The following is a 23,769-nucleotide window of genomic DNA, read 5'->3' as shown; positions in this document are numbered from 1 at the left end:
ACAACTCGTGGGTAATCCACGGGAATTGACCAAGATCAACATGATTTTGGTGCAGTCCCTAACGTCGTCGGCATGGCACTTCGATCACCTTCACAGGCATCACGTTCACAGACCTCGCCTTCGCGGACATCACTCTCGCGGTCGTCTCTTCCGCGGGCATCTGGCGCTTCAAGTGGGCCGGGGCGGGGCCGCGGTTCCGACGGTCGCGCTTCGGACGGTCGCGGGGGTCAGCGGCACGCCCGCAGGCGGGCCGTCCGGCGGCAGGCTTCGGCGGAGGCGCTGCGGCTGCGCGCGGAGACACTGTTCGCCGAGCCCGAACGGGCGGGCGGCGGCGTCGGGTTGAGGTCGGGAGCGCCTCCGGATGCGCGGCCGGCGGGGCGGCCTGTCGCCGAACCGGTGGGGCCTGTTGCGGAGCCGCCGGTGCGGGGGCGGGTGGGTCTTGCCGTGCGGGAGCGGCTGCCGCTGTGGCTGCAACTCAGGTGTGGGCTGGAGCGGCGGAGCCTGATCGCGCTGGCAGCCGTGCTCGTCCTCGCCGCGGTGCTCGCCGCCCAGCACTTCTGGGCGGGGCGCACGCTGCCGGTGCGGGCGCCGGAGGTCGTGCGGGCGGCGTCGGACGGCGAGGCGGAGCCGTCTCCGTCTCTCGGGGTTCCGCCTCCGGAGGGCGGCGGTCCGGCGGCTGGTTCAACGGCTGGTTCAGGGGGCGCGGCGGGCGGCGTCGTCGTGGACGTCAGCGGGAAGGTCCGGAGTCCCGGCATTCTGCGGCTGCCCGCGGGATCCAGGGTCGCCGACGCGCTGAAGGCGGCGGGCGGGGTCCGCCCCGGTGCGGACCTGGACGGCCTCAATCGCGCCCGGCTGCTCATCGACGGCGAACAGGTGGTGGTGGGCGCACCGGCGACGGCACCCGCCGTGCCCGGCGCCGGGGCTGCGGCGGGGCCGACGGGAGCGAGTCCCGCCGCGCCGGTCGGGCTGAACACGGCCACCGCCGAGCAGCTCGACGGGCTGCCCGGTGTCGGTCCCGTACTGGCCCAGCACATCATCGACTACCGCACGGAGCACGGAGGCTTCCGATCGGTCGACGAACTGCGCGAGGTCAATGGCATCGGCGACCGCCGCTTCGCCGACCTGCGGAATCTGGTGCGGCCATGAGGCCGGCGCCCTCGGCCGCGGGGGCCGCCACGCCCCCGGTCCGCCCCGCGGTGCACGCGTCGTCCGGGCGCAGGCTCGGGGACTCCCACCCCCGGCAGGAGGGCCCGGCGGACCTCCGCCTCGTGCCGCCCGCGCTGGCGGCCTGGGGGACGGCGGCTCTGGCGCTCGACGCCCCGCCCCGATGGGTGATCGCGGCAGTGGTCGTCTGTGTGGTGGTGGCGGGCGCCCTGTTGGTGACGCTGACGGTGCGGGGGTGGCCGGCGGGCGCGGGCCGATCGGCTGCGCGGGGGCGGCGGCAGGGGCAGGAGTGCGCGCGGGTTGCGGGGCGCCGGCAGTCGTGGGGGCGGGTCTCGGTGGCGACGGCACTGCTCTGCAGCGCGGCGGCCGCGACGTCGGCGGGCCTGCACGGTGCCGACCTGCACTGCGGACCCGTCCCCGCGCTGGCCCGACAGTACGCGGAGGTGGACGCCGAGTTGGAGGTCACGTCCGACCCCCGCCACACCCGCCCCCACGTCACGGGGGACCGGTCCGTCCCGCCCTCCGTCATGCTGAACGCGGAGATCGTGCGGGTCGGTTCGACGAACGGCGCGACATCCGTGACGCGTGCCCCGGTCCTGGTCATCGCCAGGGATGCGACCGCTGAGCGCGGCCGTGCCGGGGACCCCGGCAGGGGCGGGCGTCCCGATCCGCGTGCTCGTCCGGCGAGCTGGTTCGCGTTGTTGCCCTCTACCCGGGTGCGGGTTCAGGGGAGTCTCGCGCCTCCCTTGCCTCGAGGGGATCGGATCGCGGCGGTGCTGCGGGTCTCCGGGGAGCGGGAGCCGCGTGTGGTGGAGGGGCCGTCCGGGGCGCAGCAGGTCGCCGGACGGCTGCGGGGCGGGTTGCGGGAGGCCACGGACGGGTTGCCGGCCGACGCGCGGGCGCTGCTGCCCGGGCTCGTGGTCGGGGACACCTCGCGCGTGCCGCCCGATCTCGACGAGGCCTTCCGGGCGACCGATCTCACCCATCTGCTCGCCGTCAGCGGGGCCAACCTCACGATCGTGCTCGCGCTGCTCATCGGCCCGCCCGGCATCGCGCAGCGCGCCGAGCGGCGGGGCATCGCCCCACGCCTTGGGATGTCGTTGCGGACGACCGCGCTCGTCGGGGGCGCTCTCACCCTGGGCTTCGTGATCGTCTGCCGACCGGATCCGAGCGTGCTGCGGGCGGCGGCCTGCGGGCTCATCGCCCTGCTCGCCATCGGCACCGGGCGCCGCCGGTCGTTGATCCCCGCCCTGGCCGCCGCCGTGCTGCTGCTCGTCCTCTACGACCCATGGCTGGCCCGCAGCCCCGGATTCCTGCTGTCCGTCCTGGCCACCGGCGTCCTGCTCACCCTCGCCCCGCGGTGGAGCGCGTCCCTCCAGAGACGCCGGGTTCCCCCGCGCCCGGCCGAGGCGCTCGCCGCGGCGGCCGCCGCGCAGGCGGTGTGTGCACCGGTCGTCGCCGTCCTGGCGGCCCGGGTGAGCCTGGTGGCGGTGCCCTGCAATCTCCTTGCGGAGGTCGCCGTCGCGCCCGCCACGGTCCTTGGCTTCGCCACCCTGGCGGCGGCTCCTGTGATGATGCCGGTCGCCAAGTTCCTGGCGTGGTGCGCCAGTTGGCCCACCGGATGGATCGCGGACATCGCCCGTACGGGTGCGGCGCTGCCCGGCAGCGGTGTCGACTGGCCCGGTGGCTGGCGCGGCGGGCTGCTGCTCGCCGCCGGCACGGTCGTCGTCGCCCTGGTGGGGCGCGGGCTGCTGCGGCGCCCCTGGCTCGCCGCGGCCTGCGCCCTGCTGTTCCTCATCGCGGTAGTGCAGCCGCCGCCGCTGACCCGGGTGATCGCGGGGTGGCCTCCGGCGGGCTGGCGGTTCGCGATGTGTGACGTGGGTCAGGGGGATGCCACCGTGCTCGCGGCGGGGGACGGTGCGGGGGTGGTCGTCGACGCGGGGCCCGACCCGGTGCTCGTGGACCGCTGTCTGCGTTCGCTCGGCGTGACGCGCGTTCCGCTCGTGCTCCTGACGCACTTTCACGCCGACCATGTCGCGGGCCTGCCGGGCGTGCTGCGCGGGCGCCGGGTCGGCGCGATCCAGACGACGGGGTTTCAGGAGCCGCCGGACCAGGCGGAGTTCGTGCACGCGCAGGCGGCCGCCCATCGCATTCCGGTGACTCGGGCCGTGGCGGGGGAGCGGCGGCGCACCGGAGGCCTCGATTGGCAGGTGCTGTGGCCCATGGCCCAGGGGGCGGGCCGGGGGCTGACTCCCGAGGGGCCCAACGATTCCAGCGTCACGCTGCTCGTCCGCGCCGAAGGACTCACGCTGTTGCTGCTCGGAGATCTCGAACCGCCCGCCCAGCGGGCCCTGTTGCGGACGCCTGCCGTGGCGTCGCTGCCGGAGGTGGATGTGCTCAAGGTCGCCCATCATGGCTCGGCGTATCAGGACCCCGGACTTCTGAGACGGTCCGCGCCCCGCCTCGCGCTCATCTCCTGCGGCCGCGACAACTCCTACGGCCACCCCTCGCCGCGCACGGTCGAGGCGCTGCGGGCCGGGGGAGCGGAGGTGCTGCGGACGGACAGGAATGGCTCGATCGCTGTCATCGGACCGACGGCCGGAGCGGCGGAAGGCGCGGCTCCGGAGATGGAGGTGGTCACACGGCCGCCCTAGCTGAGCAATCCGCCCTAGCTGAGCAATCCGCCCGAGCTGATCAATTCGGGCCAGTACGGGCCAGTCGCGACAGTTCAATCGCCAGTGCGTGATTCCTGCGATGTAGGGCCGTGTTGCATCGAATGCCGCAACGGTGATCGAATGCCCCTTCGGGACAGGAGTTGTCAAGTAGCGCGGGGGTATGTCGCACATGTTCGGCCGTTGGCTGGGGAACCGTACGAACCGAGGCGGCCGAGCAGGGGGACTGCTGTCCGCCGTGCCGGTTCCGCCCAGTGCGGGGGTGCTCAGCTGCCGGGTGCTCGACCCCGTCAACGAACCGGTGCGGCACGCGGAGTTCGCGGTCAGCGACGCCATGGGGCGCAAGGTCGTCACCGGGGGGATGGATCCGTTCGGCTCGTTCGTGGCGACGGTTCCGGCGGGTGACTACCGCCTGGCGGTCTCCGCGGAGGGGTTCACGCCGTACCGGGCGAACGCCACGGTCGGGGAGAGCACGCACGCGTCGCTCGGCGATGTGATGCTCCAGGTCGCGCACCCTCCGGCGCTGCCCGATTCCGGGGACTGGGAGATCGACCCCCTGCATTCCTCGGTCGGCTTCACCGCGCGGCACATCGGTCTTGCCCGTATCCACGGACGTTTCAACAGCTTCGCGGGCGCGATCCGGATGGCCGACCGGATGGAGAACTCCGCGATGCATGTCGTCATCGACGCGGCCTCCATCGACACCGCGGTCACGATGCGCGACGACCATCTGCGGTCCGGCGACTTCCTCGACGTGGAGCGGTTCCCGACGATGGAGTTCTACAGCGACCGCTTTGTGCACAAGGGCGGCAGCCGCTGGGCGGTCACGGGCGGCCTCACGCTGCACGGAGTGACGCGCACGGTCACGCTGGACACCGAGTACCTCGGGGTCGGCCGGGGGCTCGAGGGCGAGACCCGGGTCGCCTGCCGTGCCACCACCGAGCTGCACCGCGACGACTTCACGATCACCTGGCAGACGATGCTGGCGCGCGGTATCGCCGCGGTCGGCCCCAGCATCACGATCGACCTCGACATCCAGGTCCTGCCCAAGGGCTGACCGCCGGAGGATCCCTACGGAGCCTCCAGCCAGCCCTCGTACTCCGCCGCGAGCGCGTCGAGTGCCGCGCGGTCCAGGCGCCGCTCCGGGTCCTCGACCACGACCAGCCACTGGGCGTCCTCGGCGTCGTCCTCGCCGGCCAGGGCGTCACGGACGAGCTGAGGTTCCTCGGCGACACGGAAACGGTCGGGGAGCTCTTCGGCGACTTCCTCCGCGGCATCGCGGTCGGGCAGCACCAGGACATGTCGTACGTCGGTCACCCGCCCATTCTCCGGTACCGGGTGAGCGGCTCGGGAACCGGCCGTACGGGATGGGCTGCGGTACGGGATGGACTGCCGTGCGGATGGACTGTCAGTGCCGCGTGGGATGCTTGACCGCGATGGCCAGGAAGACAGATACCGCCGACCCGCTCGCTCCCCTCACGCTCGCCGTGGGCCAGGAGGACCTTCTCCTCGACCGCGCCGTGCAGCAGGTGGTCGCCGCCGCCCGCGCATCCGACGCGGACACGGACGTACGCGACCTCACCCCCGACCAGCTGCAGCCCGGCACGCTCGCCGAGCTGACCAGCCCCTCGCTCTTCGCCGAGCGCAAGGTCGTGATCGTACGGAACGCGCAGGATCTGTCGGCCGACACGGTCAAGGACGTGAAGGCGTATCTCGGTTCGCCTGCCGAGGAGATCACCCTCGTCCTGCTGCACGCGGGCGGTGCCAAGGGCAAGGGCCTGCTCGACGCGGCCCGCAAGGCGGGGGCCCGCGAGGTCGCCTGCCCCAAGATGACCAAGGCCGCGGACCGGCTCTCGTTCGTACGGAGCGAGTTCCGCACGCTCGGCCGTTCGGCCACGCCTGAGGCCTGCCAGGCCCTGGTCGACTCGATCGGCAGCGATCTGCGGGAGCTGGCCTCCGCGGTGTCCCAGCTGGTGGCGGATGTCGAGGGCACGATCGACGAGGCGGTCGTCGGGCGGTACTACACGGGTCGTGCGGAGGCCTCCAGCTTCACGGTGGCCGACCGGGCCGTGGAGGGGCGGGCCGCGGAGGCGCTGGAAGCGTTGCGGTGGTCGTTGTCGACCGGGGTCGCGCCCGTTCTGATCACCAGTGCGTTGGCGCAGGCCGTGCGGGCGATCGGGAAGCTGTCCTCCGCGAGGGGCGGGCGGCCGGCTGATCTTGCCCGGGAGCTGGGGATGCCGCCGTGGAAGATTGATCGGGTTCGGCAGCAGATGCGGGGGTGGTCTCCCGACGGGGTGGCGGTGGCTCTGCGGGCCTGCGCGGATGCTGACGCGGGGGTCAAGGGCGGTGGGGATGATCCGGAGTACGCGCTGGAGAAGGCCGTGGTCACTATTGCCCGCGCCGCGAGGTCTCGCCGCTAGCCCTTGCTGGTGAGTCTGCGCCGTTGGGTGCCCGCCGGGTTCGCTGTCTGCGGGTGCGCCGTGGCTTGTCGCGCAGTTCCCCGCGCCCCTAAAGGGGCGCATCCCCTGGCAGCTAAAGGGCACCCACCCCGCGCCCCTGAACGGGCCCCGGACACAGCAATGCCCCCAGAGTGGGTCCGGGGGCATTGGCGCAGCGTGGCGTACTGCGGAGTCTGTCCGCGATTCGAGGTAGAGGGCTCGAATTACCCTCGCGGGAGGATTGATCAGCGCCCCGGCGAGCCGGGGCAAGGGCTTCAGCCCTGGAGGGTCGAGACCTTCGAAGCAAGCGCCGACTTCTTGTTGGCGGCCTGGTTCTTGTGGATGACGCCCTTGGAGACGGCCTTGTCGAGCTGGCGCGAAGCCTCGCGCGTCGCCTCGACGGCCTTCTGGGTGTCACCCGCGGCAACGGCCTCGCGGGCCTTGCGGATCGCGGTCTTCAGGGAAGACTTGACCGCCTTGTTGCGCTGACGCGCCTTCTCGTTGGTCTTGATCCGCTTGATCTGGGACTTGATGTTCGCCACGAAAGAGCCTTTTCAGGTTCAGGTACTGCAGAGGTACTGCAGATGAGTTTTTTTGACACGTGCCTCAGAACCGAGAGGGCCAGGAGACACAGCTGCCCAGATTACCAGCCGCCCCGCGACCGGCCCAATCCGGGCGTGGTCCCCGCCGCGAGCGGCCCACACCTGGCCCAGTGCCCCACCCATGGGACCATGGAACCTACGTATCGATCCGGAGATCCGACCCCGAGGCGACAGGCGCCTCAAGAGACAGGACCCTGCGTGCCCGCGACCCCTAAGAATGTGCCCGAGCCGAGCCGTACCGACCCGGCTCTGATCCGTAATTTCTGCATCATCGCGCACATCGACCACGGCAAGTCCACGCTCGCCGACCGCATGCTCCAGCTGACCGGTGTGGTCGAGCAGCGCCAGATGCGTGCTCAGTACCTCGACCGGATGGACATCGAGCGCGAGCGCGGCATCACGATCAAGTCCCAGGCGGTGCGTCTGCCCTGGGCCCCCACCGAGGGCCCCGAGCAGAGCAAGACCCACATCCTCAACATGATCGACACCCCGGGGCACGTGGACTTCACGTACGAGGTGTCGCGCTCGCTGGCGGCCTGTGAGGGCACGATCCTCCTTGTCGACGCGGCCCAGGGCATCGAGGCTCAGACTCTCGCCAACCTCTACCTGGCGATGGAGAACGACCTCAAGATCGTCCCGGTGCTCAACAAGATCGACCTGCCGGCCGCACAGCCGGAGAAGTTCTCCGAGGAGCTGGCCAATCTCATCGGCTGCCAGCCGGAGGACGTGCTCAAGGTCTCCGCGAAGACCGGCATGGGCGTCGAGGCGCTGCTCGACAAGGTCGTGGCCGAGGTCCCGCCGCCGGTCGGTGTCGCGGACGCGCCCGCCCGCGCGATGATCTTCGACTCGGTCTATGACTCCTACCGGGGCGTCGTGACGTACGTACGTGTCGTCGACGGCCAGCTCAACAAGCGTGAGCGGATCCGGATGATGTCCACCGGCGCCACGCACGAGCTGCTCGAGATCGGTGTCTCGTCCCCGGAGATGACCTCGGCCGACGGCATCGGCGTCGGCGAGGTGGGCTACATCATCACCGGCGTGAAGGACGTCCGTCAGTCCAAGGTCGGTGACACGATCACCTCCCTGCACAAGGGCGCGACCGAGGCCCTGGGCGGTTACAAGGACCCGAAGCCGATGGTCTTCTCGGGTCTCTATCCGCTGGACGGCTCGGAGTACCCCGACCTGCGCGAGGCCCTGGACAAGCTGCAGCTCAACGACGCCGCGCTCGTCTACGAGCCGGAGACCTCGGCGGCGCTCGGCTTCGGCTTCCGCGTCGGCTTCCTGGGCCTCCTGCACCTCGACGTGATCCGTGAGCGGCTCGAGCGCGAGTTCGGGCTCGACCTCATCGCCACCGCTCCGAACGTGGTCTACCGCGTGATCATGGAGGACGGCGCCGAGCACACCGTCACCAACCCGAGCGAATTCCCCGAGGGCAAGATCGACGAGGTCTACGAACCCGTCGTACGCGCCACGATCCTCGCCCCGAGCGAGTTCATCGGCTCGATCATGGAGCTGTGCCAGAACCGGCGCGGCACCCTGCTCGGCATGGACTACCTCTCCGAGGACCGCGTGGAGATCCGCTACACGCTGCCGCTCGCCGAGATCGTCTTCGACTTCTTCGACCAGCTGAAGTCCAAGACGCGCGGTTACGCCTCCCTCGACTACGAGCCCACGGGCGAGCAGGCCAGCAGCCTGGTCAAGGTCGACATCCTGCTGCACGGCGACAAGGTCGACGCCTTCTCCGCCGTCACGCACAAGGACGCGGCGTACGCGTACGGCGTGCGGCTCGTCGCCAAGCTGCGCGAGCTCATCCCGCGGCAGGCCTTCGAGGTGCCCGTGCAGGCCGCGATCGGTTCCCGGGTCATCGCCCGCGAGACCATCCGCGCCATCCGCAAGGACGTCCTCGCCAAGTGCTACGGCGGTGACATCTCCCGTAAGCGCAAGCTGCTCGAGAAGCAGAAGGAGGGCAAGAAGCGCATGAAGATGGTCGGCTCCGTCGAGGTGCCGCAGGAAGCCTTCATCGCGGTGCTCTCCAGCGACGACAGCGGTCCGGGCAAGCCCAAGAAGTAACAGACGCCCCGCCCGACGCGGGCGTCACGACGGGTCCGTCGCGCTTTTGCGCGGCGGACCCGTTCTGTGTGGGGTGGCAGGCAGAAGCTGTAGGAAGTGACAGGCAGAAGGCCCTTACGCAGCGGGCTTCGGCGCTCTACTCTGATCACCACTCGCAGGTTACTCGCAAGTTAAACAAGCAGCCGCCAGAGCAAATCAAGCAGGCCGCCAGCCAGTCGCCGCACTGTCGCGGGCCCGGAGGATGTCGTGAGCGACACACAGACCTTGATCGAGAACCGTCCGCCGTCCGTGGCGCATCTCTTCCTGGAGCGCGTGGCTGCCACGCCGGACGCCGAGGCCTACCGCTATCCCGTGCCGGCGGCCGCCGGCGATGGCCCCGACGACTGGAAGTCGCTGAGCTGGGCGCAGGCCGCCGAGCGCGTCTACGCCATCGCCGCGGGCCTGATCGAGCTCGGCCTCGCGCCGGAGGACCGGGTGGCGCTCGCCTCGTCGACCCGGGTCGAGTGGATCCTCTCCGACCTCGGCATCCTCTGTGCCGGCGCGGCCACCACCACGGTGTATCCGCAGACCAACGCCGAGGAGTCCACCTACATCCTGGCCGACTCCGGCAGCCGGGTGCTGATCGCCGAGAACGCCGAGCAGCTCGCCAAGGCGCGCGAGAAGCGGGCCGAGCTGCCCGAGCTCAAGCACGTCGTGGTGATCGACACCGAGGGCGCGGAGCCCGTCGACGGCGACCCCGACGGCTGGCTGCTCACGCTCGCCGACCTGGAGGCGCGCGGCGCCGCCCACCTGGAGAAGAACCCGGAGGCGGTCAAGGAGCGGATCGCCGCCATCACCAAGGACCAGCTCGCCACGATCATCTACACCTCCGGCACCACGGGTAAGCCCAAGGGCGTGCGCCTTCCGCAGGACAACTGGTCGTACATGGCGAAGGCCATCGCCGCGACCGGTCTGCTCGGCCCCGACGACGTGCAGTACCTGTGGCTGCCTCTCGCGCACGTCTTCGGCAAGGTGCTGACCTCCGGGCAGATCGAGCTCGGGCACGTCACCGCCGTCGACGGCCGCGTGGACAAGATCATCGAGAACCTTCCGGTGGTGCAGCCGACGTACATGGCGGCCGTGCCGCGCATCTTCGAGAAGGTCTACAACGGCGTCGCGGCCAAGGCGCGGGCCGGCGGCGGTGCCAAGTACAAGATCTTCGTGTGGGCCGCCGAGGTGTCCCGCGAGTACGCCAAGGTCAGCCAGGACAACTTCCGCAGGACCGGCAACGCCTCGGTGCCCTTCGGGCTCGGCGCCAAGCACAAGGTCGCCGACGCGCTCGTCTACTCCAAGCTGCGGGAAGCCTTCGGCGGACGGCTGCGCGCCGCCGTCTCCGGCTCGGCGGCGCTCGCGCCCGAGATCGGCTACTTCTTCGCCGGCGCCGGCATCCACATCCTGGAGGGCTACGGCCTGACCGAGTCCTCCGCGGCCTCCTTCGTGAACCCCGGCGAGGCCTACCGCACCGGCACCGTCGGCAAGCCGCTGCCCGGCACCGAGGTCCGGATCGCCGACGACGGCGAGATCCTGCTGCGCGGCCCCGGCATCATGGAGGGCTACCACGGCCTGCCGGACAAGACGGCCGAGGTGCTCGAATCCGACGGGTGGTTCCACACCGGGGACATCGGTGAGCTGTCCCCCGACGGGTACCTGAAGATCACCGACCGCAAGAAGGACCTGATCAAGACGTCCGGCGGCAAGTACATCGCGCCCGCCGAGGTCGAGGGCCAGTTCAAGGCCGTGTGCCCGTACGTCTCCAACATCCTGGTGCACGGCGCCGACCGGAACTTCTGCACCGCCCTGATCGCCCTCGACGAGCCCGCCATCCTGGACTGGGCCAAGGAGAACGGTCTGGAGGGCAAGAGCTACGCCGACGTGGTCGCCGCCCCGGCGACGGTCGCGCTCATCGAGGGCTATGTGAAGCAGCTCAACGAAGGCCTGCAGCGCTGGCAGACCGTCAAGAAGTTCAAGCTGCTCCCGCGCGACCTGGACATCGAGCACGGCGAACTGACGCCGAGCCTCAAGCTGAAGCGCCCGGTCGTCGAGCGTGAGTACCAGCACCTGATCGACGAGATGTACGCGGGCTCGCGCGAGGCCTGAGCCTCAAGTCCCGCACGCGGACGGGGTGTTCACGGGGTTTCGCGGCCCTCACCTGCCACTCCGTCCGCGCCGCATCTCCTTCACCATCTCCTCCATGTGTGTCACATGGTGGCGCAGTTCAAGGACGTCCTTGAGGCTGCTGGCCGCCATGTGCGTCTCGATCGCCGCGAGGCGCGCCGCCAGCTCGTCGAACTGCTGCTGCTCGCGCGCCAGGATGCGCTCCAACTGCTGGTTCTTGCGGTGCAGTTCGAGGAAGACGGTGACCTTGGCGCGCAGCACCCAGGGGTCGAACGGCTTGGTGAGATAGTCGGCGGCGCCCGTCGCGTAGCCGCGGAAGGCGTACCCCGCGTCGTTGTCCGTGCCCGTCAGAAAGATGATGGGTACGTCCTTGGTCTGGTCGAGCCGTTTGATGTTCGTCGCGGTCTCGAAGCCGTCCATGCCCGGCATCCGGACGTCCAGAAGGATCACGGCGAAGCGTTGCCGCAAGATTGCCTTCATCGCCTCCTCGCCCGAACGGGCGCGTACCAGTGGTTCGTTGAGTGACCCCAGGACGGCTTCGAGCGCCATCAGATTGTCCTCCATGTCATCGACAAGGAGGATGCTCGCGCGGTTGTCGGTCATGACCTCTGTGCTCATGGTGACGGTGCCTCACTCGGGCCTCGGCGGAACAGCGCTCTCCCCTGGTGTGCGCGGCTGCTCCGGGACAACGGGTTTCTCGGGCGGTGTGGTGGCCGGTGCGGACAGCTCCACCGTGCCCGCACCGCCCTCGGGTGCCAGCAGGGCGCAGGCCACGCTGAGCAGCTGGTCCACATCCACGGGTTTGGGTACGTAGTCGGTGGCGCCCTGCGCGATCGCCTTGTCGCGGTCGCCGGGCATCGCCTTGGCGGTCAGCGCGATGATGGGCAGGCCGGACCAGCGCGGCGTGCGGCGGATCGCGGCGATCGTTTCGTAGCCGTCCATCTCCGGCATCATGATGTCCATCAGGACGATGTCGACGTCCGGGTTGCGCTCCAGGGTCTCGATGCCCTCACGGCCGTTCTCCGCGTACAGGACCGGCATGCCCACCCGGCTCAGTACGTGCGTCAGGGCGAAGACATTGCGGATGTCGTCGTCCACGATGAGCACCCGGCGGCCACGAAGGACCCGGCCCGCCCGGCCTTCGCAATACTCCTCCAGCTTGGTGGGCGTGGGCCAGTTGTCGTCCCGGTCGTGGAAGGAGTGCGGGGACAAGGCGGCCGTCCGGTCCTCCGGGGCCGGCGGGGCGTTGGTCCGGGCCGCCGCGTACGCCGCGGCGGCGGCCCCGTGTCCGGGGTGCACCACGGGGATGAACAGCGTGAAGGTGGAACCCTGGCCGGGGCTGCTCTCCGCGGTGATGCGGCCGCCGAGGAGTCCGGCGATCTCGCGGCTGATGGAGAGGCCGAGGCCGGTGCCGCCGTACTTGCGGTTGGTGGTGCCGTCGGCCTGCTGGAACGCCTCGAAGATGACGGGGAGTTGCTCGGCAGGGATGCCGATGCCGGTGTCCTTGACGGCGAAGCAGATCAGGTCGTCGCTGTCCTGGCGCGGCCGGTCGGCGGGGTGTTTGACGCGGGTCACGCGCAGCTCGACGCGGCCGCTCGCGGTGAACTTGACCGCGTTCGACAGGAGGTTGCGCAGGATCTGCTGGAGGCGCTGCTCGTCGGAGAACATCTCGCGCGGCACGTCCTCGCCGACCGACACCTCGAAGGCGAGACCGCGGTCGAGGGTGAGCGGGCGGAACGTCGCGTGGACGTAGTCGAGGACCTTGATGAGGGGGAGGCTCTTGGGGCGCACGTCCATCCGGCCCGCCTCGATCTTCGACAGGTCCAGGATGTCGTTGATGAGCTGGAGAAGGTCCGAGCCCGAGCGGTGGATGGTCGTCGCGAACTGGACCTCCTGGTCCGAGAGATGGTCGTCGGGGTTGTCGGAGAGCAGCCGGGCCAGGATGAGCAGCGAGTTCAGCGGGGTGCGCAGCTCGTGCGACATGTTCGCGAGGAACTCCGACTTGTACTGCGACGACGTGGCGAGCAGTGCCGCCTTCTCCTCCAGTTCGGCATTGGAGCGCTGCAACTCGGCCTGTTGGAGCTGGAGTTCGTCCGAGCGGTCCTGCAGCTGGGTGGCGAGCCGCTGGGACTCGCTGAGCAGTGATTCCGTACGGGAGTTGGCGATGATGGTGTTGATCGCGACGCCGATGGTGCTCACGAACTGGTCGAAGAACGCCAGGTGGACGTCGGAGAAGCGGGAGAACGTGGCCAGCTCGATCACGCCGAGCAGCTTGTCCTCGAAGAGGATCGGGATGATCACGAGGCTGGCCGGGGTTGCGTCCCCGAGCCCCGAGGTGATCTTGATGTAGTCGGGCGGCACCTCGTCGACGAGGATCCGCTTCTTCTCAAGCGCCGCCTGCCGCACCAGGCCGTGCGCGGGCATCGCTCCGGTGTCGACGACCGAGCCCTGCGCCGAGCCGTATCCGGCGATGAAGGCGAGCCCTTTGGCCGGCGGAGTCTGCAGTGTCGCGCTGTCCTCGGTGTCCGGGTCGGCCAGGAAGAACGCGCCGTACTGGGCGTTCACCAGCGGGGTCAGCTCGCGCAGGATCAGATCGGCGACCTCCATCAGGTCGCGGTGGCCCTGCATCAGGCCCGCGAGGCGGGCCAGGTTGGACTCCAGCCAGTCCTTGGCGCGGGTGGTCTCGCGGAGGTTGGACACCATCAGGTTGATGTTGTTCTTGAGTTCGGAGACCTCGCCGCGGGTCTCGACCGTGATGGAGCGGGTCATGTCGCCCTGGGCCACGGCGGACGCGACCTCGGCGATCGCACGGACCTGGGTGGTGAGGTTGAGGGCCAGCTCGTTCACGTTCGTCGTCAGGCGCTTCCACGTGCCGTAGACGCCCTCGACCCTTGCCTGGCCGCCCAGTTGACCCTCGGAGCCGACCTCGCGGGCCACCCGGGTGACCTCGGAGGAGAACGAGGACAGCGTGTCCACCATCGTGTTGATGGTGGTCTTCAGCTCCAGGATCTCGCCGCGCGCGTCCACGTCGATCTTCTTGGACAGGTCGCCCTCGGCGACCGCCGTCGCCACCTGCGCGATGTTGCGGACCTGACCGGTGAGGTTGTCCGCCATGTAGTTGACGTTGTCCGTGAGGTCCTTCCACACCCCCGATACGCCGAGGACCTGGGCCCGGCCGCCGAGCCGCCCGTCCGTGCCGACCTCGCGGGCCACCCGCGTCACCTCGTCGGCGAAGGCCCGCAGCTGCGCCACCATCGTGTTGACGGTGTCCTTCAGCTCCAGGATCTCGCCGCGCGCCGTCACCGTGATCATCTTGGACAGATCGCCGTTGGCGACGGCCGTGGTGACCTGCGCGATGTTCCGCACCTGCGACGTCAGGTTCAACGCCATGAAGTTGACGTTGTCGGTGAGGTCCTTCCATACGCCGGAGACCCCGCGCACCTGCGCCTGACCGCCGAGGTTGCCTTCCGTGCCGACCTCGCGGGCCACGCGCGTGACCTCGTCGGCGAACGCGGAGAGCTGGTCGACCATCGTGTTGATCGTCGACTTCAGCTCCAGGATCTCGCCCTTCGCCTCGACCGTGATCTTCTTGCCGAGATCGCCCTGGGCGACCGCCGTCGACACCAGCGCGATGTTGCGGACCTGCGAAGTGAGGTTGTCCGCCATGAAGTTGACGTTGTCGGTGAGGTCCTTCCAGACGCCCGAGACCCCGCGCACCTGAGCACGCCCGCCCAGATTGCCTTCCGTGCCGACCTCGCGGGCCACGCGCGTGACCTCGTCGGCGAACGCGGAGAGCTGGTCGACCATCGTGTTGACCGTCGACTTCAGCTCCAGGATCTCGCCCCGCGCGTCGACGGTGATCTTCTGGCTCAGATCGCCGTTCGCGACGGCGGTCGTCACCTGCGCGATGTTCCGTACCTGCGAAGTGAGGTTGGAGGCCATGAAGTTGACGTTGTCGGTGAGGTCCTTCCAGACCCCCGACACACCCCGCGCCTGCGCCCGGCCGCCCAGCTGCCCCTCCGTGCCGACCTCGCGCGCCACCCGCGTCACCTCGGCCGCGAAGGCGGAGAGCTGGTCGACCATCGTGTTCACGGTGAGCTTCAGCTCAAGCAGCTCGCCCGTCGCCTCGACCGTCACCGTACGCGTCAGATCGCCCTGCGCCACCGCCGTCGTCACCAGGGCGATGTCCCGGACCTGGGCGGTGAGCCGGGACGCCATCGTGTTCACGGCCTCCGTCACGTCCCGCCAACTCCCCGACAGGCCGCGGACCTTGGCGCGCCCGCCGAGCCGCCCCTCCGTGCCGACCTCGCGCGCGACCCGGGTGACCTCGCCCGTGAAGAGCGACAGCTGGTCGACCATCGTGTTCACCGCGCGGCCCAGGCGCCGCAGATCGCCCCGCAGTTCACGCGAGCCGTCGTGCAGGTCCACACGCTGGGTGAGGTCGCCGCCCGCGACCGCGTTCAGGACGCGCGTGGCGTTGGCCGCCGGCGCGACCAGGGAGTTGAGCAGCGAGTTCACGTTCATGACGCGGGTGGTCCAGCTGCCCTGTCCGGGGCTCGCCGAGAACCGTTCGTCGAGGTGGCCATGGCGGATGATCTCCCGGCGCACGCGGGTGAGTTCGCTGTCGAAGTGGAGCGAGCGGTCCAGCATCTCGTTGAACACCGTGTGCAGCTCGGCGGCCAGGCCGGCACCGGTCACCGCGGTCTTGGTGAAGTCCCCGTCCCGCGCGGCCCGCATCGCCGACAGGAGGGAACGCAGATCGGAGGTCAGCTCCGCGGAGCTCTCCACGGATGCGGCCGTGCTTTCGACGGATGCGGCCATGCTCGCGACGGGCGTGACCATGCCGTCGACGGGTGTGACCGTGACCGGATCCGGCACGGGTATCGGAGCCGGAATCTGGCCGAAACCGAGCACAGGCATACCACTGTTCTCACTCATAACGGCCCACTTCAGTAACTCGGTGCTTATGGGCGTGGCCAGTCTGTCACTCTGTCCGTGTCGCCTGAGGCGTATTCGACCGAACTGCTCAGGAGCCGAAACGTGGGGTCCATTCCGATGCAACGGGAGACCACTTTCCGTGCGTCCCTCCAGCCGGAGCACCGCCCCGGCCCGCCGGCCGTGGTGCGCACATCCTTGCCCGGCAACCCGATGGCGCCCGCCGCCGCGCGCAGGTTCGTGCGCGCGGCGCTCGCCGACTGGACCGAACTCGCCGTGCCCGCGGCCGCGGGGATCACCGACCGCCTCGCGGACGACTCGGTGCTCCTGGCCAGCGAACTGGTCACGAACGCCGTGGTGCACGCGGGCACCACCGTCGAGCTCGTGTGCCGGCTCGACGAGGCAGGCCTGGGCGAGAGCGCAGACGCCCTGGTCATCGAGGTCTCCGACCATCACCCCGCCCGCGCGGTGCGCAGCGAGCCCGTGCCCCAGCCGCCCGGCACCCCCGAGTACGGCAGGGGCCTGCAACTCGTCGCGACCCTCTCCGAGTCCTGGGGCATCACCTACCGCACCGGCACCAAGACCGTCTGGGCCCGCCTCCCCGTCGAGGGCGTACAGGCCGTCCAGGAGATCGAGTCGTACGCCAGTGAACAGGCCCTGCAGCGCGGGCTGCGCGCCGCCGAGATCCTCGCGCCGCTGCCGAAGCGGATCACGCACGACACGGAGTGGGTCAACCGCGGCGCGCTCACCTTCCTCGCCGAGGCCTCCGACCTGCTCGCCGGACAGTTCGACGAGGATCTGGTGGCGGCGCTCGCCGGGCAGCTCCTGGTGCCCCGGCTCGCCGACTGGTGCGCCGTCTGGCTCGACGACGAGACGGAGGCCGCCGGGCGCGGCGCCGGCGCCGGGGAGCCCGGCACCCGCCTCGCCCGCGTCTGGCACACCAGCGAGCAGCGCATAGAGGAACTGCGCCGCGCTCTGGAGAAGGACCCGCCCCGGCTGTCCGGCACGGTCGGCTCCGGCGCGGTCCCCGTGCCCTGGCCCGCCGAGGCGCTGCCGGCCGAAGAAGCCGGCACGGCGCTCGCCTACCGCCTGACCGCGGGCGGACGCGCGCTCGGCACGCTCGTCATCGGGCGGTCCGGAATGGTGCGCTTCGCCGACGAGGTCACCGGGCTCATCGAGGACTTCAGCCGCCGCGTCGCCCTCGCCGTCAGCGCCGCCCGCCGCTACCAGCGGCAGGCCAATATCAGCCAGGTTCTGCAGCGCGGCCTGCTGCCGGGAACCGTGGCCGAAATTCCCGGCGTACAGACCGGCGTCGTCTACGAACCGCGGGACAAGGGCGGCCCGGGAGGCGACTTCTACGACGTGTTCCAGGCCGGCAAGGGACGCTGGTGCTTCGCGCTCGGCGACGTCCAGGGCAAGGGCGTCGAGGCGGCCGTCGTCATCGGCCTCGCCCGGCCCTGGCTGCGCCTGCTCGCCCGCGAGGGCTACCAGGTCGCGGAGGTCCTCGACCGCCTCAACCAGCTCCTCCTCGACGACGCGACGGAGGCGGCGGACGCGGCCGCCGCGGTGGTCGCGGTGGCGGGCGGCCAGGGCGTGCCGCAGGACGGCGCCACGTCCCGTTTCCTTTCCCTCCTCTACGGCGAGCTGGTGCCCGTCGAGGGCGGCGTCCGCTGCACCGTCGCGAGCGCGGGACACCCCCTGCCCCTCCTGCTCTCCCCCGACGGGGACGTCCGGGGAGCGGCCACGCCCCAGCTCCTCCTCGGGGTCGTCGACGACGTGACGTACACCAGCGAGACCTTCGAATTACGGACCGGCGACACGCTCCTCTGCGTCACGGACGGTGTCACGGAGCGCCGCTCGGGCCGCCACATGTTCGACGACGAGGACGGCCTGGCGGCGGCGCTGGCCGGCTGCACGGGGCTCGACGCCGGTCTGGTCGCGGAGCGGATCAAACGCCTGGTGCACGAGTTCTCCGAGCGGCCGCCGGACGACGACATGGCGGTGCTCGTGCTGCAGGCGCGGTAGGGATCCGAGGGCGGCTCGGGGATTCCCGGCGGTGCGGGACAATCGAAGGTATGCCTTCCGCACTGCCCGATGGTGAGCCCATGCCCGAGGACGGGACGCTGCCCGCGTCCGCCCTGCAGGGGGCGGGGGCCCGTCCGCTCGGCTTCTACCTCCACGTTCCGTACTGCGCCACGCGCTGCGGATACTGCGACTTCAACACGTACACGGCGACCGAGCTGCGCGGATCCGGCGGCGTCCTCGCCTCGCGCGACAACTACGCGGACACCCTGATCGACGAGGTCCGCCTCGCCCGGAAGGTACTGGGCGACGATCCGCGTCCGGTGCGGACCGTGTTCGTCGGAGGGGGCACGCCGACGCTGCTGGCGGCGGGTGATCTCGTCCGGATGCTGGGTGCCGTACGGGACGAGTTCGGCCTTGCGGACGATGCGGAGATCACCACTGAGGCGAACCCGGAGTCGGTCGGGCCCGAGTACCTGGCCGAGCTCAGGGCCGGTGGCTTCAACCGCATCTCCTTCGGCATGCAGAGCGCGAAGCAGCACGTCCTGAAGGTGCTCGACCGTACGCACACGCCGGGCCGCCCCGAGGCGTGCGTGGCGGAGGCCCGCGCGGCGGGCTTCGACCACGTGAACCTGGACCTGATCTACGGCACCCCGGGGGAGTCCGATGCCGACTGGCGGGCCTCGCTCGACGCGGCGATCGGGGCGGGGCCCGACCACGTCAGTGCCTACGCGCTGATCGTGGAGGAAGGCACTCAGCTGGCGCGGCGGATTCGGCGCGGGGAGGTGCCGATGACGGACGACGACGTGCACGCGGACCGGTACCTGATCGCCGATGAGGTGCTTGGGGGTGCGGGATTCTCCTGGTACGAGGTGTCCAACTGGGCCACATCGGAGGCGGGGCGGTGTCTGCACAACGAGTTGTACTGGCGGGGGGCCGACTGGTGGGGGGCCGGGCCGGGGGCCCACAGCCATGTCGGGGGTGTGCGGTGGTGGAACGTGAAGCATCCGGGGGCGTATGCGGGAGCGCTGGCTGCCGGGCGGTCGCCCGGGGCCGGGCGGGAGATCCTCTCGCCGGAGGACCGGCGGGTGGAACGGATCCTGCTTGAGCTGCGGCTGCTTTCGGGGTGCCCCTTGTCGTTGCTCCGCCCTGCGGGGCGGGCGGCGGCGGGCCGGGCGTTGGAGGAGGGGCTGCTGGAGGCGGGGCCGTTCGGGGAGGGGCGGGCTGTGCTGACCCTGCGGGGGCGGTTGCTGGCGGATGGGGTGGTGCGGGATCTGGTGGACTGAGGCCAGAGCGGGCTTGCTTTCCCCAACCCCGCCCCTTCCTGAACATTCCGGCTGCGCCGGCCGCGAGGTGGCCGTAGATCACCGCCTTCGGCGAGTTCGTCCTCAATCGCCGGACGGGCTGAAATGCCTGCGGCCGGGCTGGAAGACCTGCTGACGGGTGGGCGGGCCGCTGCCGGGCAATCGGGTGGGTGGGCGGGAAAGCTTTCGCCGCGGAGCGGCGGTACGGCGGCGCGGTCGACGACGGCGCGTCGGTGGGCTAGGGGGCCGTGACGAAGTCGATCAGTTCTTCCACCCGGCCCAGGAGTTCCGGCTCCAGATCCCGGTAGCTGCGTACCGAGCCCAGGATCCGCTGCCAGGCAGCGCCCGTATTCGGCGGCCAGCCCAACGCGTGGCAGACGCCCGTCTTCCAGTCCTGGCCCCGCGGCACCCGGGGCCACCCCGCGATGCCCACAGACCCCGGCTTCACCGCCTCCCACACGTCGATGTACGGGTGGCCGACGACCAGCGCGTGCGCGCTGCTCACGGACGCCGCGATGCGGGACTCCTTCGAGCCGGGAACCAGGTGGTCCACCAGGACGCCGAGCCGCGCGTCAGGCCCTGGCGCGAACTCCGCGACGATCGCGGGCAGGTCGTCGATGCCCTCCAGGTACTCGACGACGACCCCCTCGACACGGAGATCGTCGCCCCAGACCCGCTCCACCAGCTCCGCGTCGTGGCGGCCCTCGACGTAGATGCGCCCCGCGCGGGCGACCCGGGCCCGCGCTCCCGGCACCGCCACCGAACCGGAAGCGGTACGGGTGGGGCGTACCGGAGCGGAGGCGGCGGCCCGCACCAGCGTGACCGTACGGCCCTCCAGGGAGAAGCCGCCCGGCGTCATCGGGAAGACGCGGTGCTTGCCGAAGCGGTCCTCCAGGGTGACCGTCAGCCCCTCCGCGGTCTTCTCGCAGCGGATCACCGCCCCGCAGAAACCGGTGCTCAGCTCCTCCACCACGAGGCCCGCATCGGCGGCGACCTCCGGCACGGGCTTCGGCTTCTTCCACGGCGGGGTGAGGTCGGGGGAGTACTGGCGCATTCGGATGACGATAGGAAGAGGCGGCGCCCCGCCGCCTACGACACGCCGAAACGCGCCGCCAGTGTGGCCCGTTGCGCACGGACAAACTCCGCATTCACCACGGCTCCGTGCCCGGGGACGTACAACGCGTCGTCCCCGCCCAGATCGAGGAGCCGGTCCAGCGCCGCAGGCCACCGCTTCGGGACCGCGTCGGAACCCGCCTGCGGTTCGCCCGACTCCTCCACCAGATCGCCGCAGAAGACGATCTCGGGGGACGATTCCGTGCCGGGCACCAGGACCGCCAGGTCGTGGCCCGAGTGGCCGGGGCCCACGTTGGCGAGCAGGACCTGTACCCCGCCGCCCAGGTCGAGCGTCCACTCCCCGCACACCAAGTGATGCGGGTGGACGAGGAGATCGGCCGCCTCGGCTGCGGCGTCCAGCGGGACACCGTGGCGTACCGCCGAGTCCCGCAGCTCGTCGCGGCCCTTGGCGAGGAGAGTGTCCAGGCCCACCGCGCCGTACAGCTCAACGCCCGCGAACGCCGCCGCCCCCAGCACATGGTCGAAGTGCGGGTGGGTCAGGGCGAGATGGGTGACCCGGCGGCCACCGCCCAGGATGGTGCGGGCCTGGGTCCGCAGCTCCGCGCCCTCGCGCAGGGTCGCGCCCGCCTCGATCATGAGGGCGGATTCGCCGCCGACGACGAGCCCCGCCGTGCAGTCCCACACCGGAAGGCGCCGCCGCCCGACATGCGGCGCAAGCCGCTCCCAACCCGCCTCGTCCCATGCCAGCGCCACGTCCATAAGCCGACGCTAGCCCCCGGCGGACCGGTTGGCAGCCGCTGCCTCGCCCGCTGTACCGAACCGCGAGGTCCGGCCCTTGCCGGGGCCGTACCCGTCGGCCGTACACTGGGCGCGGTGAGGACTGGCACTCGCCCGCGGGGAGTGCCAGGTGAGGGCTCGGGGCAGACAGGTGTCAGGGCGAAACGGTGGACGAGACGGTGGAGGTGTGCGCGGATGCTCAGTGAACGCAGGCTCGAGGTGCTGCGCGCCATCGTCCACGACTATGTGGGGACGGAGGAGCCCGTCGGCTCCAAGGCCCTCACCGAGCGGCACAGCCTCGGCGTCTCCCCGGCGACCGTCCGCAACGACATGGCCGCGCTGGAGGAGGAAGGGTTCATCGCCCAGCCTCATACGAGCGCGGGGCGCATCCCCACCGACAAGGGGTACCGCCTCTTCGTCGACCGTCTCGCCGGCGTCAAGCCGATGGCGGCGCCCGAGCGCAGGGCCATCCAGAACTTCCTCGACGGTGCCGTCGACCTCGATGACGTGGTCGCTCGTACGGTGCGTCTGCTCGCGCAGCTGACCCGCCAGGTCGCCGTCGTGCAGTACCCGTCCCTGACCCGCTCGACCGTCCGGCACGTGGAGCTGCTCTCGCTGGCTCCGGCCCGCCTGATGCTCGTACTGATCACGGACACCGGACGGGTCGAGCAGCGCATGATCGACTGTCCGGCGCCGTTCGGCGAGACCTCGCTCGCCGACCTGCGGGCGCGGCTCAACAGCCGGGTCGCGGGCCGTCGCTTCGCGGACGTGCCGCAGCTGGTGCAGGACATGACGGACTCCTTCGACGCGGAGGACCGGGGCACGGTGGCCACGGTGCTCTCCACGCTTCTCGAAACCCTCGTCGAGGAGACCGAGGAGCGGCTGATGATCGGCGGAACGGCCAATCTCACCCGCTTCGGACATGACTTTCCCCTCACCATCAGGCCGGTGCTTGAAGCCCTTGAGGAGCAGGTCGTGCTCCTCAAGTTGCTTGGCGAGGCCACGGATTCGGGCATGACCGTACGGATCGGTCATGAGAACGCCCATGAGGGACTCAGCTCCACGTCCGTGGTCTCGGTCGGCTACGGTTCGGGCAGCGAGGCAGTAGCCAAACTCGGCGTGGTCGGACCGACCCGCATGGACTATCCGGGAACGATGGGAGCAGTACGCGCAGTGGCACGTTACGTCGGACAGATCCTGGCGGAGTCGTAAGTGGCCACGGACTACTACGCCGTACTCGGCGTGCGCCGCGACGCTTCCCAGGACGAGATCAAGAAGGCCTTCCGGAGGCTGGCGCGTGAGCTTCACCCGGATGTGAATCCGGATCCGAAGACTCAGGAGCGCTTCAAGGAGATCAACGCCGCTTACGAGGTGTTGTCGGACCCGCAGAAGAAGCAGGTCTACGACCTCGGCGGCGACCCGCTGTCCCAGGCGGGCGGCGGCGGTGCCGGCGGCTTCGGGCAGGGCGGGTTCGGGAACTTCTCGGACATCATGGACGCGTTCTTCGGTACGGCGTCGCAGCGCGGGCCGCGCTCGCGCACGCGCCGTGGCCAGGACGCCATGATCCGTCTGGAGATCGACCTCGACGAGGCCGCCTTCGGGACCACCAAGGACATTCAGGTCGACACGGCTGTCGTCTGTACGACCTGTAGCGGGGAGGGTGCCGCTCCCGGTACCTCCGCCCAGACGTGTGACATGTGCCGCGGTCGCGGTGAGGTGTCGCAGGTCACGCGGTCCTTCCTGGGCCAGGTCATGACCTCGCGGCCCTGCCCGCAGTGTCAGGGCTTCGGCACGGTCGTGCCCACGCCGTGCCCCGAGTGCGCCGGTGACGGCCGCATCCGGTCGCGGCGGACGCTCACCGTGAAGATCCCCGCGGGTGTCGACAACGGCACGCGGATCCAGCTCGCGGGCGAGGGCGAGGTCGGCCCCGGCGGCGGTCCCGCCGGTGACCTGTACGTCGAGATCCACGAGCTGCCGCACTCCGTGTTCCAGCGGCGCGGCGACGATCTGCACTGCACGGTGACGATCCCGATGACGGCGGCGGCGCTGGGCACGAAGGTGCCGCTCGAGACGCTTGACGGGCTCGAGGAGATCGACATCCGGCCCGGTACGCAGTCGGGGCAGTCCGTCCCGCTGCACGGGCGCGGCGTAACGCATCTGCGGGGCGGGGGCCGTGGCGATCTGATCGTCCACGTCGAGGTCCTCACGCCGACGAAGCTGGACGCCGAGCAGGAGCGGGTGCTGAGGGAGCTTTCGCAGCTGCGGGGCGAGGAGCGGCCTACCGGCCAGTTCCAGCCTGGGCAGCAGGGGTTGTTCTCGCGCCTCAAGGACGCGTTCAACGGGCGGTAGCGCCTTGGACGGTGCTCTTCTTGTGCCCCCGGCAGTGGGTTCGTCCCGTGCCGGGGGCGCGTTGCCGTCCGCGGGTCGTCTCTGGTTGCTCGCGCCCACGCGGCGGAGCCGCACATGTCAGAGCCCCGGGGGGCCGCGGGGGGGGGTGTGGGTGCCCGGCCCGGGGCGAGTGTCGAGAGAGTGATTTTGCGAGAGCGGCGAGGGACGA

General features: G+C 70.6%; 16 protein-coding genes. 10 read left to right on the top strand and 6 right to left on the bottom strand.

What is annotated here, in order from left to right:
- The first annotated feature begins 72 nt into the window (after positions 1-72).
- The 3 genes from ACFWY6_RS19380 to ACFWY6_RS19370 all read left to right on the top strand — a co-directional run bounded on the left by ACFWY6_RS19380 (position 73) and on the right by ACFWY6_RS19370 (position 4,893).
- Positions 73-1,146 carry a helix-hairpin-helix domain-containing protein gene (locus ACFWY6_RS19380; protein ID WP_384691685.1) on the top strand — a complete coding sequence of 358 codons (1,074 nt, stop codon included), beginning with the start codon at positions 73-75 and terminating at the stop codon, positions 1,144-1,146.
- Positions 1,143-3,818: a ComEC/Rec2 family competence protein gene (locus ACFWY6_RS19375; RefSeq protein ID WP_384691682.1), complete on the top strand. Its 2,676-nt coding sequence runs from the start codon at positions 1,143-1,145 to the stop codon at positions 3,816-3,818. Before ACFWY6_RS19380 ends, ACFWY6_RS19375 begins: the two co-directional genes overlap by 4 nt.
- Positions 3,819-4,008: 190 nt before the next feature.
- Positions 4,009-4,893, top strand: coding sequence for a YceI family protein (locus tag ACFWY6_RS19370; RefSeq protein ID WP_384691701.1), 885 nt, complete (start codon positions 4,009-4,011; stop codon positions 4,891-4,893).
- A 14-nt stretch (positions 4,894-4,907) separates the two neighbouring features.
- Here the strand turns inward: ACFWY6_RS19370 and ACFWY6_RS19365 are convergent, their stop codons facing one another.
- Complete coding sequence (locus ACFWY6_RS19365) at positions 4,908-5,153, bottom strand: hypothetical protein (protein WP_135334173.1); 246 nt, start codon at positions 5,151-5,153, stop codon at positions 4,908-4,910.
- A gap of 119 nt (positions 5,154-5,272) precedes the next feature.
- Here ACFWY6_RS19365 and holA point away from each other — a divergent pair, with 119 nt between their 5' ends.
- The gene (gene holA / locus ACFWY6_RS19360; protein WP_384691679.1) at positions 5,273-6,256 is read left to right on the top strand and encodes a DNA polymerase III subunit delta; all 984 of its coding nucleotides are present in this window, start codon (positions 5,273-5,275) and stop codon (positions 6,254-6,256) included.
- A gap of 293 nt (positions 6,257-6,549) precedes the next feature.
- Here the strand turns inward: holA and rpsT are convergent, their stop codons facing one another.
- Complete coding sequence (gene rpsT / locus ACFWY6_RS19355; protein ID WP_266867063.1) at positions 6,550-6,816, bottom strand: 30S ribosomal protein S20; 267 nt, start codon at positions 6,814-6,816, stop codon at positions 6,550-6,552.
- A gap of 258 nt (positions 6,817-7,074) precedes the next feature.
- Here rpsT and lepA point away from each other — a divergent pair, with 258 nt between their 5' ends.
- Both lepA and ACFWY6_RS19345 read left to right on the top strand, forming a co-directional pair.
- The gene (lepA, locus tag ACFWY6_RS19350) at positions 7,075-8,946 is read left to right on the top strand and encodes a translation elongation factor 4 (RefSeq protein WP_360765269.1); all 1,872 of its coding nucleotides are present in this window, start codon (positions 7,075-7,077) and stop codon (positions 8,944-8,946) included.
- Positions 8,947-9,192: 246 nt separating this feature from the next.
- Positions 9,193-11,082, top strand: coding sequence for an AMP-dependent synthetase/ligase (locus ACFWY6_RS19345; protein ID WP_384691675.1), 1,890 nt, complete (start codon positions 9,193-9,195; stop codon positions 11,080-11,082).
- A 48-nt stretch (positions 11,083-11,130) separates the two neighbouring features.
- Here ACFWY6_RS19345 and ACFWY6_RS19340 read toward each other — a convergent pair whose 3' ends face one another.
- Together ACFWY6_RS19340 and ACFWY6_RS19335 are read right to left on the bottom strand one after the other, a co-directional pair.
- A complete protein-coding gene (locus ACFWY6_RS19340; protein WP_384691673.1) occupies positions 11,131-11,718 on the bottom strand; it encodes a two-component system response regulator in 588 nt (195 codons plus the stop codon).
- A 12-nt stretch (positions 11,719-11,730) separates the two neighbouring features.
- Positions 11,731-15,837: a HAMP domain-containing protein gene (locus tag ACFWY6_RS19335; protein ID WP_384691699.1), complete on the bottom strand. Its 4,107-nt coding sequence runs from the start codon at positions 15,835-15,837 to the stop codon at positions 11,731-11,733.
- Positions 15,838-16,140: 303 nt separating this feature from the next.
- Here ACFWY6_RS19335 and ACFWY6_RS19330 point away from each other — a divergent pair, with 303 nt between their 5' ends.
- The gene (locus ACFWY6_RS19330; RefSeq protein ID WP_384691670.1) at positions 16,141-18,060 is read left to right on the top strand and encodes a SpoIIE family protein phosphatase; all 1,920 of its coding nucleotides are present in this window, start codon (positions 16,141-16,143) and stop codon (positions 18,058-18,060) included.
- Between the two features lie 50 nt (positions 18,061-18,110).
- Positions 18,111-19,343: a radical SAM family heme chaperone HemW gene (gene hemW, locus ACFWY6_RS19325; protein WP_360765260.1), complete on the top strand. Its 1,233-nt coding sequence runs from the start codon at positions 18,111-18,113 to the stop codon at positions 19,341-19,343.
- 256 nt (positions 19,344-19,599) lie between these two features.
- Here the strand turns inward: hemW and ACFWY6_RS19320 are convergent, their stop codons facing one another.
- Positions 19,600-20,415 carry a DUF3097 domain-containing protein gene (locus ACFWY6_RS19320; RefSeq protein ID WP_384691667.1) on the bottom strand — a complete coding sequence of 272 codons (816 nt, stop codon included), beginning with the start codon at positions 20,413-20,415 and terminating at the stop codon, positions 19,600-19,602.
- A 35-nt stretch (positions 20,416-20,450) separates the two neighbouring features.
- Complete coding sequence (locus tag ACFWY6_RS19315; RefSeq protein ID WP_384691664.1) at positions 20,451-21,194, bottom strand: MBL fold metallo-hydrolase; 744 nt, start codon at positions 21,192-21,194, stop codon at positions 20,451-20,453.
- Between the two features lie 213 nt (positions 21,195-21,407).
- On the opposite strand from ACFWY6_RS19315, the gene hrcA reads away from it, so the two are divergent.
- Entirely contained in the window at positions 21,408-22,424 is a 1,017-nt protein-coding gene (gene hrcA / locus ACFWY6_RS19310; RefSeq protein WP_135335328.1) for a heat-inducible transcriptional repressor HrcA, read from the top strand.
- Positions 22,425-23,561: a molecular chaperone DnaJ gene (gene dnaJ, locus ACFWY6_RS19305; RefSeq protein WP_360765251.1), complete on the top strand. Its 1,137-nt coding sequence runs from the start codon at positions 22,425-22,427 to the stop codon at positions 23,559-23,561.
- Positions 23,562-23,769 lie beyond the last annotated feature (208 nt).

Origin of the sequence: Streptomyces sp. NPDC059037 (assembly GCF_042740015.1) — a bacterium.
In the GTDB taxonomy this organism is placed as follows: Bacteria; Actinomycetota; Actinomycetes; order Streptomycetales; family Streptomycetaceae; genus Streptomyces.
Note: the sequence above shows the minus strand (reverse complement) of the source record. Positions and strands in the feature narration are given on the sequence as shown.